The organism is Acrocarpospora catenulata, from assembly GCF_018476525.1.
GTDB lineage: Bacteria > Actinomycetota > Actinomycetes > Streptosporangiales > Streptosporangiaceae > Acrocarpospora > Acrocarpospora catenulata.
This window is the reverse complement of record NZ_JAHCST010000004.1, coordinates 122,811-136,216: the sequence shown is the minus strand read 5'-3', so window position 1 is coordinate 136,216 and position 13,406 is coordinate 122,811. Positions and strand designations below refer to the sequence as shown.

The following is a 13,406-nucleotide window of genomic DNA, read 5'->3' as shown; positions in this document are numbered from 1 at the left end:
AAGGTAAGTCGTAGCCGTGTCGAAGAAGAGCATGCTGCGTGGGCTGGTCGCTGTGGCGGTCGCCCTCGCTACCACGGGCGTGGCGGTGGCCGGGGCCGCTCCGGCCAACGCGATGGTCAGCCACTGGGCCACCTGGGCCACCGATCCAGCCGCGAAGGTGTACGCGGGGGACTTCAACAACGATGGGTACGACGACCTGGCCATGACCGGGCCGTATGGCTGGTCCAGCCTGCCGGTGGCGTTCTCCAACGGTGACGGGACCTTCAACGTCACCAACGCGCCCATCGGGGCCAACTGGGCGACGTGGGCCGCCGAGCCCAAAGCCAAGATCGCGGTCGGGGACGTCAACGGCGACCAGAAAGCCGACCTGATCATGACCGGGCCGGACCTGTTCTGGTACGTCGTCAAGGTGGCCCTGTCCAACGGCGACGGGACCTTCAACGTGGTCAACTACTCCGCCCCCGGCGACTGGTTCCTCTGGGCCAGTGACCCGGCCGCCAAGCTGGCCGCGGGCGACGTCAACGCGGACGGCCTGACCGATCTGATGCTCACCGGCCCCGCCCACTGGACCACGCTCCCGGTCGCCTTCGCCACCACCAACTACAGCTTCACCATTACCAACAGGCCGGTGCACAGGTGGTGGCTGGACTGGGTTTCCGACCCGAAGGCCAAGATCCTCAGCGGTGATTTCGACGGAGACGGCAGGGCTGACCTGACCCAGGTCGGCTCCAACACCCACGGCGGCGACGTCCACAACCTGTTGTCCAAGGGGAATGGTGACTTCACGGCGCAGGTGGCGAGGTCTGACCTGAACACTCTGTCGAGCAAGCCCGGTGCGCAGACGCTGGCCGGGGACTACTACTTCAACGTAGGGGTGGGCAAGCGGGACGACTGGCTCGTGGTCGGAGACTCGAACACGACGCAGATCACCGCGTACGGCCAGGACGTGGTCCCGCCCTACAACACCATCCACTCGCGGACCTACAGCGTAGGTGACTTCGAACGCTGGGCCGCCCTTCCCGGGGTCAAGGCGGCGGGCGGCGACTTCGACGGCGACGGCCTGTCCGATGCCGCGCTGACCGGCGGGGCGGGCTGGAGCTCCCTGCCGGTGGCCTTCAAGAGAACCCCCGACGCCTTCTGGGTGGCCAACCACCCCATCCCCTGATATTTCAGGGTTCGATGAGGCCCGCGCGGATGGCGTAGCGGGTCAGGTCGAGACGGTCGCGCATGCCCAGTTTCGCCAGGATGTTGGCGCGGTGGCGGTCGACCGTCTTGACGCTGATGACCAGGGTTTCGGCGATCTCGCGGGCGGAGTTGCCTTCGGCGATCAGTTTGAGGATCTCCTCCTCGCGGGGGGTGAGGATGTTGTCGGGGAGGCGTTCGCCCTGGCGGGCGCGGAGGAGGTAGTCGCGGATGAGGGCGGTGACCGCGCCGGGGTAGAGGAAGGGTTCGCCGCGCATGGCGGCGCGGCAGGCCTCCAGGAGGTCGCGGTCGGCCACTGATTTGAGGACGTAGCCGGAGGCGCCCGCTTTGAGGGATTCGAAGAAGTACTGCTCGTTGTCGTACATGGACAGGATCAGGATGCGGATGCCGGGGGCGCGGCGGTTGATCTCGCGGGCCGCCTGGATGCCGGTCATCCGGGGCATGGCGATGTCCAGGATGGCCAGATCCACGTCTCCCGCGGCGGCGGCGTCGACCGCCTCTGCCCCGTCGGCGGCCTCGGCGACCACGGTGAGGTCGGGTTCGGCGTCGAGGATCAGCCGCAGGCCGTGCCGGACCAGGGCGTGGTCGTCGGCGAGCAGGATCCGAGTCGGGTGCATCAGAGGTCAGCTCCGGTTCGGCGCAGTGAGGCGTCCGGTGAAGGGCCAGGTGAAGGGGCGGGATCGGTGGTGCGTCTGGTGAGGGGGACCGTGAGGCGGACGTCGGTGCCGCCGCCGGGGGGTGAGGTGATGGTCAGGCGGGCGCCGATGAGCAGGGCTCGTTCGCGCATGCCCCGGATGCCAGCCCCGGTGGACACCGCCCCGCCGCGGCCGTCGTCGGCGATGCGCAGCATCAGCTCGCCGCCGGCGGCGGTGAGCGTGAGGGTCACCTGGTCGGCCCCGGCGTGGCGGGCCACGTTGGTCAGGCTCTCCTGGGCGATCCGGTAGAGCACCAACTCGACCTCACTGCTCAGTTCCGGCAGGTCGTGGGCCACCCTGCGGGTCAGACGCACCCCGCTGCTCGCCGAGAAGTCGCTGCCCAGGGCGATCAGCGCGGCGTGCAGGCCGAGGTCCTCCAGCACGCCGGGCCGGAGGCGGCGGGCCACCTGGCGGACCTCGTCCAGGCTGGTCCTGACCGACTCCTGGACCGTCTGGAGGGGTTCGCGCAGGTGGTCGGGGGCCTGGTCCACCGCGCGTTTGAGGGAGAGCAGCACCACGGTGAGGCTCTGCCCGATCTCGTCGTGCAGCTCGCGGGCGATGCGCTGCCGTTCCCCCTCCTGGGCGGCCAGCGCGTGCGCGCTGCTGGCCCCGCGTTCGGCCTCCAGCCGGTCGAGCATGGCGTTGAAGGTGGCGATCAGGTCGGTCAGGTCGCCGTTGCCGCTCTCGGTCAGCCGGTCCCCGGTCTGCAGCAGGTCGACCCGGCGCATCAGCGCGGTGAGCTCGTTCAGCGGGGCCAGGCTGCGCCGCAGCAGCAGCGCGTTGGCGGCCAGGATCACGATCAGGCCGACCCCCAGGACGAGCACCTCCTTGGGCAGGATCGGCGCGGACACGGTGGCGGGGGAGAGGGCGAGCACCGCCGTGGCCGTGGTGAACACCAACCCGTTGATCACGATCAGCCGACGGAACAGCGCCTGTGCGGGCGTGCTCGGACGGGTGCTCTGCTCGCTCATCTTCACCACCCCATCGTGCCGGGGCCGGTTCCGTCCATCCGGTCGGCCACCCATCTCACTGCATGTCCTACCCCCGTGCAGATGGGTGCGGGACCTGATAGCCGCAGGTGACAGGTACTGCCCAGACTGGGCGAACCCGTACGGCGGAGGAGAGTGACCTCATGAGCTCGTCAGGGACCACAGATCACGACCTACAGGAGCAAACGATGCGGGCACGCGACATCGCCGTGACCCTGCCGACCGTGACCTTCCACGACCCGGTGGCCAAGGCCCTCCGGGTGATGGCGCTCGGGCGGCTGCCCGGCCTGATCGTGGTGGACGACCGCTCCCGGCCGGTGACGGTGCTGCCCGACACCCAGGTGCTCCGGCTCGTGGTGCCGGGGGCGTTCCAGGAGGGGTCGGCGCTGGCCCGAACCGTGGACGAGCCGCATGCGGACCTGTTCTGGCGTGGTCTTGGTCACCTGACCGTGATGGACTGCCTGCCCGGGCACGCGGCCAAGCCGGTGACCGTGCCGCCGGACGCCACCCTGCTGGAGGTGGCCGTGCTCATGGCCAGGCTGCGCACGCCGCTGGTCGCGGTGGTGGACCGGACCGGCGCGCTGACCGGGGCGATCACGCTGGAGCGGCTGCTCACCAGCCTGGCGCTGGACGCGCCGGGTGAGTCCGACCCGCTGCCGGGTTCGCCCCCATGAGCGGACTGATCGCACTCGCGATCTTCGTTGTCGCTTTCTACTTCATCGCCACCGAAAAGGCCAACAAGGTCGCGGTGGTGCTCATCGGTGCCGGGGCGATGGCCGTGCTCGGGCTGATTCCCGGGTCGGACGTCTTCTACTCCGAGCACGAGGGCATCGACTGGAACGTCATCTTCCTGCTGCTCGGCATGATGATCATCGTTGGGGTGATCAAACAGACCGGCATCTTCGACTTCCTGGCCATCTGGGCGGCCAAGAAGGCCAAGGGCGAGCCGTACCGGCTGATGGTGATGTTCATGGTGATCACCGCCATCGCCTCGCCGTTCCTGGACAACGTGACCACGATCATGCTGGTCGCGCCGGTCACCGTGGTGGTCTGCGACCGGCTGGGCATCTCGGCCAGGCCGTACCTGATCGCGGAGGTGCTGGCCGCCAACATCGGCGGGGCCGCGACTCTCATCGGGGACCCGCCCAACATCATCATCGGCAGCCGGGCGGGGCTGACCTTCAACGACTTCCTGGTACACATGGCGCCGGTGGTGACGATCATCTTCGTGCTGTTCGTGCTGTTCACCCGGCTGCTGTTCCGCAAGTCCTTCGAGTACCGGGCGGACCGGGTGGCCGAGGTGATGATGCTGGACGAGCGGCGGGCGATCACCGACACCCGCCTGCTGGTGCGCTGCCTCGTCGTGCTCGCCGGGGTGGTGGCCGGGTTCGCGCTGCACGCCGTGTTGCACGTGGCGCCCTCGATCGTGGCCCTGGTCGGCGCCGGGGTGATGGTGCTGGTGGCCAGGGTCGAGATCGAGGACGTGCTGCGCGAGGTCGAGTGGCACACCCTGGTCTTCTTCATGGGCCTGTTCGTCATGGTGGCGGGCCTGAGCCACACCGGTGTCATCGAGACCGCCGGACGCTGGGTTTCCGACGCCTTCGTCGGGGAGTACTTCCTGGCGGCGACGGCGCTGCTCTTCGGCTCCAGCGCGCTCGGCGCCTTCTTCGACAACATCCCCTACACCGCCACGATGGCCCCGGTCGTCGAGGGTGTGGTGGCCCACGCCCCCGATCCGCAGACCGGCCAGGCGCTCTGGTGGGCCTTCGCACTCGGCGCCGACTTCAGCGGCAACGGCACCGCGGTGGCGGCCAGCCCGAACGTGGTCGCCCTCGGCATCGCCGCCCGGACCGGGCACCGCATCAGCTTCTGGCAGTTCACCAGGTACGGCATCCTGGTGACGCTGCTGAGCACCGTGCTGGCCTGGATCTACGTCTGGCTGCGGTACTTCTGATCGGCTGCCGGAGTCCATCGGCAAATGCCAGGTTGGGATGCCGAATCACGATGCTGTTGCAAGGTTGGGCGGCCGTATTGCCTTGAATGTGCAAGGGTAAGGTGAGGTCTTGTGACGACGTTCCGGATCAGTGAGGCGGCGGCGCTGCTCGGGGTCAGCTCCGACACCCTGCGTCGCTGGGTGGACGGGGGTCGCGTCCCGGCACGCCGGGACGAGAACGGGCACCGCGTCCTGGAGGGCTCCGATCTGGCGGCCTTCGCGCGGGCCCAGCTCGACCCTGGGAACGGCGGAGGGCAGTCCTCGGCGCGGAACCGGTTCCGCGGCATCGTGACCGAGGTGATCAAGGATTCGGTGATGGCGCAGGTGGAGATCGCCGCCGGGCCGCACCGGGTCACGTCTCTGATGAGCCGCCAGGCCGCCGACGAGCTGGGTCTGGCGCCCGGGGTCGTCGCGATCGGGGTGATCAAGTCCACCAACGTCGTCGTGGAGATCCCAGATCAGAGTACGTAGGAGGTCCCTTTGTTCAGGCGCGTATCCGGACTGGTCCTCGCCGCCGTCTTAGCCGTGTCCGCCTGCGGCTCCGGCGAGGAGACGGCCACCCCCGCCGCCGGCGCCCCCGCCGCGGCGGCCACCGTGTTCGCGGCGGCCTCCCTGACCGAGACCTTCACCGAACTGGGCAAGGCCTTCGAGGCCGCGCACCCGGGGACCACCGTGAAGTTCAACTTCGGCTCCAGCGCGACCCTGGCCACCCAGATCACCCAGGGCGCGCCCGCCGACGTGTTCGCCGCCGCCAGCCCGGCCACCATGAAGACCGTCACCGACGCGGGCCTGGCCGCGAATCCGACCGTGTTCGTGAAGAACAAACTGCAGATCGCCGTCCCGCCGGACAACCCCGCCAAGATCGAGTCGCTCAAGGACCTCACCGACCCGAAGGTCAAGGTCGCGCTCTGCGCCGAGCAGGTGCCCTGCGGGGCCGCCGCGGTCAAGGCGCTGGACGCGGCCGGGCTGAAGGTCACCCCCGTCACCCTGGAGCAGGACGTCAAGGCTACGCTGACCAAGGTGGAGCTGGGTGAGGTGGACGCGGCGCTGGTCTACCAGACCGACGTGATCGCCTCGGCCGGGAAGGTCACCGGCATCCCCTTCCCCGAGGCCGACCAGGCCATCAACGACTACCCGATCGCGCCCCTGAGCAAGGCCCCCGCGTCCGACCTGGCCCGGCAGTTCGTCGAGCTGGTCCTGTCCCCGCAGGGTAAGGACGTGCTGACCAAGGCGGGCTTCCAGGCGCCGTGAGCGAGCGTGCCTCAGTTCCGGGACGGCTGCCGTGGGTGCTGGTGCTCCCCGCCGTCCTGGGGCTGGTGTTCCTGGTGCTGCCGCTGGCCGGGCTGCTGATCAGGGCTCCCTGGTCCACGCTCGGGCGGCGGCTCACCGAACCCCAGGTGCTGGAGGCGCTGCGACTCTCCCTGGTCACCGCCACCCTGGCCACGGCGATCTGCCTGGTGCTCGGGGTGCCACTGGCCTGGTGCCTGGCCCGGCTGTCCTTCCCCGGACGCCGGGTGGTCCGAGCGCTGGTGACCGTGCCGCTGGTGCTGCCGCCGGTGGTGGGAGGGGTGGCGCTGCTGCTGGCGCTGGGCCGGCGCGGACTGGTCGGCCAGTGGCTGGAGTCCACGTTCGGGGTGACGCTGCCGTTCACCACGGCCGGGGTGGTGGTGGCGGAGGCGTTCGTGGCCATGCCGTTCCTGGTGATCAGCGTGGAGGGCGCGCTGCGCGCCGCCGACCCGCGCTTCGAGGAGGCCGCCGCCACGCTCGGCGCCTCCCGCTGGACGATCTTCCGCCGGGTGACCCTGCCGCTGGTCGCGCCGGGCGTGGTCGCGGGGGCGGTGCTCTGCTGGGCGCGGGCGCTCGGCGAGTTCGGGGCCACCATCACCTTCGCCGGGAACTTCCCCGGCACCACCCAGACCATGCCGCTCGCCGTCTACCTGGCCCTGGAGACCGAGCCCGAGGCCGCCATCGTGCTCAGCCTGGTGTTGCTCGCGGTCTCAGTGGTCATCCTGGCCAGCCTGCGGGACCGGTGGGTGACCAGCCCGTGAGCCTGTCCGCCCGCCTGCGCCTGGTACGGCCGGCCTTCCGCCTGACCCTCGACCTCGACGTGGCCTGGGGGGAGGTGGTCGCCCTGCTCGGTCCCAACGGCGCCGGGAAGACCACCGCGCTCCGCCTGCTGGCCGGGCTCACCCGGCTCACCGAGGGGGAGATCGTCCTGGACGGCGCGGAACTGCGCGCGCTGCCTCCCGAGAACCGGCCGATCGGCATGGTCTTCCAGGACTACCTGCTCTTCCCGCACCTGTCCGCGCTGGACAACGTGGCCTTCGGGCTGCGCTGCCAGGGCGCTGGCAAGGCCGCCGCCCGCCGCGCCGCCGCCGACTGGCTGGCCCGGGTCGGCCTGGCCGGGCACACGGGCGCCCGCCCCGGGCAGCTCTCCGGCGGGCAGGCCCAGCGGGTCGCGCTGGCCAGGGCGCTGGCCATCCACCCCCGGCTGCTCCTGCTGGACGAACCGCTGGCCGCGCTGGACGCGCACACCCGGCTGGAGATCCGCGCCCACCTCCGCCGCCACCTGGACGCCTTCGAAGGCGCCACCGTGCTGGTCACCCATGATCCGCTGGACGCCATGGTGCTGGCCGACCGGCTGATCGTGATCGAGGCCGGCGCGGTGGTGCAGGCGGGCACGCCCGCCGAAGTGGCCCGCCGTCCGCGCACCGACTACGTGGCCCGCCTGGTCGGCCTCAACCTCTACCGGGGCACCGCGCAGGGCCGGGCGGTCGAGGTGGACGGGGTGGTGTTCACCGTCGCGGAACCGCTGGACGGGCCCGCCTTCGTGGCCTTTTCCCCCAGCGCGGTGGCCCTCTACCGCAGCCGCCCGGACGGCACCCCGCGCAACGTCTGGGAGGCCAGGATCGACGGCGTGGAACGGCACGGGGACAACGTGCGCATCCACCTGGAGGGGCCGATCGCCGCCGTCGCCGACATCACCCCGGCTGCCGTGGCGGAGCTCGATCTCACCCCCGGGACGCACGTGTGGGCCTCCGTCAAGGCGGCGGAGACCCACGCGTATCCGGCTTGAGAGGGGCCTCCACGGCGCCGGACTTGGGGGGAGGGGCGCGGCGCCGTGGAGGCCGTTTGGGGGAAGGATCAGGTGCCGAAGACCTCGAACTCCCAGAGCGAGTAGCCGTACTGGGTCAGCCCACGCTGGGTGCCGTAGACCCGGACGTACCGTCCGGTGCCGTTCACGGTGAGGTCGTCGATGCCGCCGTCGCCAGTCGTGGTCGAGTAGACGTCCGTCCAGGTCGAGGCGTTCTGTGAGGTCTGGATCTGGTACGCCTTGCCGTAGGCGGCCTCCCAGTTCAGCCGGACCCGGCTGATCGTGCGGGAGCTGCCCAGGTCCACCTGGATCCACTGCGGGTCGGCGTACGTGCTGCTCCACCGGGTGGCCGTGTTCCCGTCCACCGCGTTGGCCGCGACGTTGGCGCCCGCCTCCGTGCTGGAGACGGTGACCTGGCGGCCCTGGGAGAGCAGGGTGGTCCCGCCGGCCGGGGTGCCGTAGACGTTCAGGTCCCAGAGGGAGTAGCCGTACTGGGTGAGGGCGCGCTGGGTGCCGTACACCCGGACGTACCGGCCGGTTCCGGAGACCGTGAGGTCGTCCACGCCGCCGTCACCCGTGGTGGTGGAGTAGACGTTGGTCCAGGTGCTGCCGTTGGGGGAGACCTGGACCTGGTAGGCCCGGCCGTAGGCGGCCTCCCAGTTCAGGCGGACCCGGTTGAGGTCGTACGACGCGCCCAGGTCCACCTGGATCCACTGCGGGTCGGCGTACGCGCTGCTCCACCGGGTGGCGGAGTTGCCGTCCACCGCGTTGGCCGCCACGTTGGCGCCCGCCTCGGTGCTGGACACGGTCACCGGCTTGCCCTGGGCGAGGTCGCCGCCGGGGTTGCCGCCGCCGGGTGTGCTCACGCCGGGGCCGGTGAAGGTGTAGCTGTCCACGTCGTACAGGGCGGTCCCGGTTGCGCCGGTGAACACCAGGTACAGGTCGTGGGTGTTGTCGTCGGGCTTGGTGACCGGGGCGGTGACCTCGGTGTAGTTGTCCCAGCCGCCGGTGCTGCCGACGGTCAGCCGGGCCACCTCGGGGCCGGTCGGGGAGTCGAAACGGAAGGACAGCACGCCGCCCGCGTTGGCCGAGCTCACCCGGGCCTTGACGCCGGTGATGCCCTTCAGGCTGACCGCGTGGTGGCGGACCCACTCGCCGTTCTGGATGTCGCCGAGGCGCTTGCCGCCCTCGGCGGCGGCCTGGTCGACCACCCGGGGGCCGTTCATGGACACGAAGTGCTCGGCCTGCCACTGCTTGGGCCAGACCGTGATCTCCCGCTCGCCGGTCAGCGGTACCGTGCCGGTCGCGCCCCGGTCGGTGTAGCCGGCGCGGAACACGAAGAACTGCACCGCGTCCAGGCCGGCGTGGATCGGGCCGGTGTTGAAGGTGGCCCCGCACCCGGTCCCCTCGCCCTCCTCGTGCGCGTGCTCCTGGTGGCCGAGGGCGGCCCGGACGATGACCGAGCCGCACGGGATCGTGCCGTCCTGGGCGTCGGTGGCCGAGGCGGTCATGGTGATGTTCTCGCCCCAGCTGTACATACCGCCCGCGGGGATGCCGTTGAGGCTCACCACCGGCCGGTTGTTGCCGACCACGATCGGGATGACCGTCGTGCCGGTGCGCCCGCCCGGGTCCCGTACGGTCAGCCGGGCCCGCTTGTCGCCCACGGTGGTATAGGTGAAGGACGGGTTGGCCGCCGTGGAGTCGGTGGTGCCGTTGTTGTCGAAGTCCCAGGCGTAGGTGATGGCGTCGCCGTCGGGGTCGGTGCTGCCCGCGCTGGAGAAGTTCACGGTCAGCGGGGCCAGGCCGTTGTCCACGCTGGCGCCGGCCTGGGCGATCGGGGCCCGGCCGCCCTGGACGTAATTGATCTTGTAGAGGCCGGCGTCGGCGGCTCCGGAGAAGTAGCCGCTGCCGTACTCCAGCAGGTAGAGCGAGCCGTCCGGGCCGAACTCCATGTCGATGGGATGCACGAGGTTCATGCCCGCCAGGACCGGTTCGATGATGGTCGGCGTGCCGGTGACGGGGTTGCCGTTGTTGAACTGGACCTCCTTGATCCAGTTACGGCAGTACTCGGAGATGAGCAGCTTGTTGTCGTAGTACTGCGGCCACTTCACGTCCGAGACCAGGTTCGGGTCGTAGTGGTAGACCTCGGTGTGGTTGGGCGAGCCGCAGCCGTTCGGGTTGTCCAGGGCCGGCCAGTCCACGCTGCCGCCGTGCTGCTCCCAGACCAGCGCGCCCTTGGTGGGCGGGAGCTGCTGCATGCCGGTGTTGCGCGGCGAGTTGTTCACCGGCCCGGTGTTGCCGCCGCAGGGGAACCAGCCCCTGGGCGCGTTGGCCGCGAAGTCCCAGTCGTTGTAGGCCACGTTCGGCCCGCCGCAGTACGGCCAGCCGTAGTTGCCGGGAACGGTCGCCCGGTTGAACTCGTCGTAGGCCGCCGGGCCCCGGTTCGGGATGGTGGCCCCGGCGTCCGGCCCGACCTCGCCCCAGTACAGGGTGTTGTTCGCCTTCTTGTCGACCCAGATCCGGTACGGGTTCCGCACGCCCATGATGTAGATCTCGGGCTTGGTCAACGTGGTGCCCACGGGGAACAGGTTCCCCGCCGGGACGGTGTAGCCGCCGCCGTTCTCCGGGTGGATGCGGTTGATCTTGCCCCGCAGGTCGTTGGTGTTGCCCGAGGTGCGCTGGGCGTCGTACTGCGGGTCGCGGCTGGTCCGCTCGTCGATGGGCGCCATGCCCGCCGAGTCACCGCCGGAGTTGGTGTTGTCGCCCACCGCGAAGTACAGGTTGTTGTTGGTATCCCAGCTCATCGACCCGGCCGAGTGGCAGCAGAGGTTCCGCTCGGTCGGCCATTCGATGATCTTGACCTCGCCGGCCGGGTCGAGCACGTTGGTCGAGGTGTTGAAGGTGAACCGGGAGATGCGGTTCACCAGCGGGGTCACCTTCGGCGAGTAGAACAGGAACACCCAGCGGTTGGTGGCGAACTGCGGGTGCAGGGTGATGCCGATCAGGCCGTCCTCGAAACGGGCGTCCAGCTGGAGGGTGAGCGCCACCGTGGTGGTCTGGGTGGCCGGGTTGTAGAGGCGGACCTGGCCGCCGCCGGCCGAGGTGCCCCGGTTGATGTAGAGGACCTTGCCGTCCGGCAGCACCGACAGCTCGATCGGCTCGCCCATGGACAGGCCGCCGTCCAGCTTGACCTTCTCGAACCCGCTGGTCGGGGGCGGGGCCGCGGCCGCGGGGGACGCGGGGAGCGTGGCGAGCGCGGTGCCCGCCAGGATGGGTAACAGCAGCGCGGAAAGGGCGCGGCGAATGAACACGTGCACTCCAGAGAAAAGTTCGTGGGGGGTGTCAGGAGCCGTAGACGTCGAACTCCCAGAGGGAGTAGCCGTACTGGGGCAGCCCGCGCTGGGTGCCGTAGACGCGGACGTAACGGCCGATGCCGGTCACGTTGACGTCGTCCACGCCGCCGTCGCCGGTGGTGGTGGAGTAGACCGTGGTCCAGGTGCTCGCGTTGGGTGAGGTCTGGATCTGGTACGCCTTGCCGTAGGCGGCCTCCCAGCTGAGCCGGACCCGGCTGATGCTGTACGAGGCGCCCAGGTCGACGTAGATCCACTGCGGGTCGGCGTAGGCGCTGCCCCAACGGGTGGCGGTGTTGCCGTCCACCGCGTTGGGTCCGACGTGCGCGCTGCCCGGCTCCACGCTGGAGACCGTGACCGGCTTGTTCCGGGAGAGCGGTTGCGTCGAGCCGGCCGGGGTGCCGAAGACGTTCAGGTCCCAGAGGGAGTAGCCGTACTGGGTGAGGGCGCGCTGGGTTCCGTAGACCCGGACGTACCGGCCGGTTCCGGAGAGCGTGAGGTCGTCCACGCCGCCGTCGCCGGTGGTGGTCGAGTAGATGTTCGTCCAGGTGCTGCCGTTGGGCGAGGTCTGGATCTGGTAGGCCCGGCCGTAGGCGGCCTCCCAGTTCAGGCGGACCCTGCTGATGTCGTACGTCTGGCCGAGGTCGACCTGGATCCACTGCGGGTCGGCGTACGCGCTGCCCCACCGGGTGGCGGCGTTGCCGTCGGTGGCGTTGGCGGCCACGTGGGCGCTGCCGCTCTCCACACTGGAGGCGGTGGTCGGCTTGCCCTGCGCGATGTCGGTGGGGTTGGGCGGCGGCCCGCCGTCGGTCTTGATGCGGATGTTGCGGTAGTTGATGACGAGACCGCCGCCGTCGTTCTGCACGCCGATGTAGCCGTTGGAGATGTTCCGCGAGCTGGTGTAGTCGTTGATCTTGACGCCGTTCAGCCAGATCTCCACCCGCTGGCCGTGCACCCCGATCTCGTAGGTGTTCCACTGGCCCGGCGGGTTGAGCGCGGCGTCTCTGGCCGCGGTGTCGGGCGCCTTGAAGCTGTAGACGCTGCCGGTGGTCCGGCTCGGGTCGGCGTCGCTGGCGTCGATCTGGATCTCGTGACCGGCGTTCACCGGGCCCCACGGGTCGTTGCCGGGGTCGGGGAAGCCGATGAAGACGCCGCCGTTGTCGTCGCCCGGCATCATCCAGTCGACCTTCAGCGAGTAGTTGGCGAAGGTGGAGAGCGGGTACCAGAGCAGGCCCATGCCGCCGAACGAGGTCAGGGTGCCGTTCGCCAACGTGAAGCCGCCTGGACCGGCCATCCGCCACTGGCCGAAGGTGGCCTGGGTGCCGTCCATCAGCGTGGTGTAGCCGACCTCGGGCCTGCAGTCCGCGGGGACCGCCCTGGCCGCGACCCGGATGCCGCCGAGCAGCATGGTGCGGAAGTTGGCGTCGGCGTAGCTCTCCTCGGTGTGGCCGAGGCCGGTGTACCAGGCACGGCCGCCCTGGTAGTCCTGGCACCAGGTGATCGGGTGGTCGCCCATGGTGCCGCCGGAGTACGAGGACTCGGTGAGGCTGGCCAGGACCTTCACCGCGTTACGCGGGTTGGTGCGGTAGTTGTACCACTCGTCGGTCCGGGTCCAGGTGGGCGGCAGGTGCGAGGTGGACGGGTTGGCCCGGTCCTCCACCTTGATGGTGGCCTGCTGGGTGGCCGGGTGGGACTGGAAGTAGGCGCCGACCAGGCCGCCGTACCAGGCCCAGTCGTACTCGGTGTCGGCGGCCGCGTGCACGCCGACGTAGCCCCCGCCGGAGGCGATGTAGGACTGGAAGGCGCTCTGCTGGGTGGCGTTCAGGACGTCGCCGGTGGTGGAGAGCCAGATCACGGCCTGGTACTGGGCCAGGTTGGCGGTGGTGAAGGCGTTCGCGTCCTCGGTGGCCGTCACCGAGAACCCGTTGGCCGCCCCGACTTGCTGAATGGCCGTGATCCCGTTGGGGATGGAGCTGTGCCGGAATCCCGCGGTCTTGGAGAAGACCAGGACCTTGGTGAGCGGCGCCGCCGACGCGCTGCTCGGGAGGACCGCGAGCCCCACGGTCATCAGAGCAAGTGCTA

Annotated in this window: 11 protein-coding genes; 7 read left to right on the top strand and 4 right to left on the bottom strand. The window is 70.2% G+C overall.

Annotated features, from left to right (window positions below; genetic code table 11):
* Positions 1 to 16 precede the first annotated feature (16 nt).
* Positions 17 to 1,165 (top strand): FG-GAP repeat domain-containing protein, encoded by a 1,149-nt coding sequence (locus tag KIP79_RS05840; RefSeq protein ID WP_214103614.1) that lies wholly within the window; start codon positions 17 to 19, stop codon positions 1,163 to 1,165.
* A 4-nt stretch (positions 1,166 to 1,169) separates the two neighbouring features.
* Here the strand turns inward: KIP79_RS05840 and KIP79_RS05835 are convergent, their stop codons facing one another.
* Together KIP79_RS05835 and KIP79_RS05830 are read right to left on the bottom strand one after the other, a co-directional pair.
* Positions 1,170 to 1,820, bottom strand: a complete 651-nt coding sequence (locus KIP79_RS05835; protein WP_214103613.1) for a response regulator — start codon at positions 1,818 to 1,820, stop codon at positions 1,170 to 1,172.
* Positions 1,820 to 2,869, bottom strand: coding sequence for a HAMP domain-containing sensor histidine kinase (locus KIP79_RS05830; protein WP_214103612.1), 1,050 nt, complete (start codon positions 2,867 to 2,869; stop codon positions 1,820 to 1,822). The genes KIP79_RS05835 and KIP79_RS05830 overlap by 1 nt, the downstream gene beginning before the upstream one ends.
* A gap of 206 nt (positions 2,870 to 3,075) precedes the next feature.
* Here KIP79_RS05830 and KIP79_RS05825 point away from each other — a divergent pair, with 206 nt between their 5' ends.
* The 6 genes from KIP79_RS05825 (at position 3,076) to KIP79_RS05800 (ending at position 7,956) form a co-directional block, all read left to right on the top strand.
* Positions 3,076 to 3,561, top strand: coding sequence for a CBS domain-containing protein (locus KIP79_RS05825; RefSeq protein ID WP_214103611.1), 486 nt, complete (start codon positions 3,076 to 3,078; stop codon positions 3,559 to 3,561).
* Positions 3,558 to 4,841: an ArsB/NhaD family transporter gene (locus KIP79_RS05820; protein ID WP_214103610.1), complete on the top strand. Its 1,284-nt coding sequence runs from the start codon at positions 3,558 to 3,560 to the stop codon at positions 4,839 to 4,841. Before KIP79_RS05825 ends, KIP79_RS05820 begins: the two co-directional genes overlap by 4 nt.
* A 111-nt stretch (positions 4,842 to 4,952) precedes the next feature.
* Positions 4,953 to 5,351, top strand: a complete 399-nt coding sequence (locus KIP79_RS05815) for a TOBE domain-containing protein (protein WP_214103609.1) — start codon at positions 4,953 to 4,955, stop codon at positions 5,349 to 5,351.
* Positions 5,352 to 5,360: 9 nt separating this feature from the next.
* Positions 5,361 to 6,131 (top strand): molybdate ABC transporter substrate-binding protein, encoded by a 771-nt coding sequence (gene modA / locus KIP79_RS05810; protein ID WP_214103608.1) that lies wholly within the window; start codon positions 5,361 to 5,363, stop codon positions 6,129 to 6,131.
* The gene (locus KIP79_RS05805) at positions 6,128 to 6,928 is read left to right on the top strand and encodes an ABC transporter permease (RefSeq protein WP_214103607.1); all 801 of its coding nucleotides are present in this window, start codon (positions 6,128 to 6,130) and stop codon (positions 6,926 to 6,928) included. Before modA ends, KIP79_RS05805 begins: the two co-directional genes overlap by 4 nt.
* A complete protein-coding gene (locus tag KIP79_RS05800) occupies positions 6,910 to 7,956 on the top strand; it encodes an ABC transporter ATP-binding protein (protein WP_308169584.1) in 1,047 nt (348 codons plus the stop codon). Before KIP79_RS05805 ends, KIP79_RS05800 begins: the two co-directional genes overlap by 19 nt.
* 68 nt (positions 7,957 to 8,024) lie before the next feature.
* Here KIP79_RS05800 and KIP79_RS05795 read toward each other — a convergent pair whose 3' ends face one another.
* Together KIP79_RS05795 and KIP79_RS46530 are read right to left on the bottom strand one after the other, a co-directional pair.
* Positions 8,025 to 11,285: a galactose-binding domain-containing protein gene (locus KIP79_RS05795; protein ID WP_214103606.1), complete on the bottom strand. Its 3,261-nt coding sequence runs from the start codon at positions 11,283 to 11,285 to the stop codon at positions 8,025 to 8,027.
* A gap of 31 nt (positions 11,286 to 11,316) precedes the next feature.
* On the bottom strand, positions 11,317 to 13,392 hold the full coding sequence (locus KIP79_RS46530; RefSeq protein WP_250212725.1) for a ThuA domain-containing protein: 2,076 nt from the start codon (positions 13,390 to 13,392) through the stop codon (positions 11,317 to 11,319).
* Positions 13,393 to 13,406 lie beyond the last annotated feature (14 nt).

Excerpts from the sequence above, each read along its gene's own strand:
- KIP79_RS46530 (WP_250212725.1), bottom strand. The coding sequence starts at position 13,392 with ATGACCGTGGGGCTCGCGGTCCTCCCGAGCAGCGCGTCGGCGGCGCCG.
- KIP79_RS05820 (WP_214103610.1), top strand. The coding sequence starts at position 3,558 with ATGAGCGGACTGATCGCACTCGCGATCTTCGTTGTCGCTTTCTACTTC.
- KIP79_RS05835 (WP_214103613.1), bottom strand. The coding sequence starts at position 1,820 with ATGCACCCGACTCGGATCCTGCTCGCCGACGACCACGCCCTGGTCCGG.
- KIP79_RS05825 (WP_214103611.1), top strand. The coding sequence starts at position 3,076 with ATGCGGGCACGCGACATCGCCGTGACCCTGCCGACCGTGACCTTCCAC.
- KIP79_RS05830 (WP_214103612.1), bottom strand. The coding sequence starts at position 2,869 with ATGAGCGAGCAGAGCACCCGTCCGAGCACGCCCGCACAGGCGCTGTTC.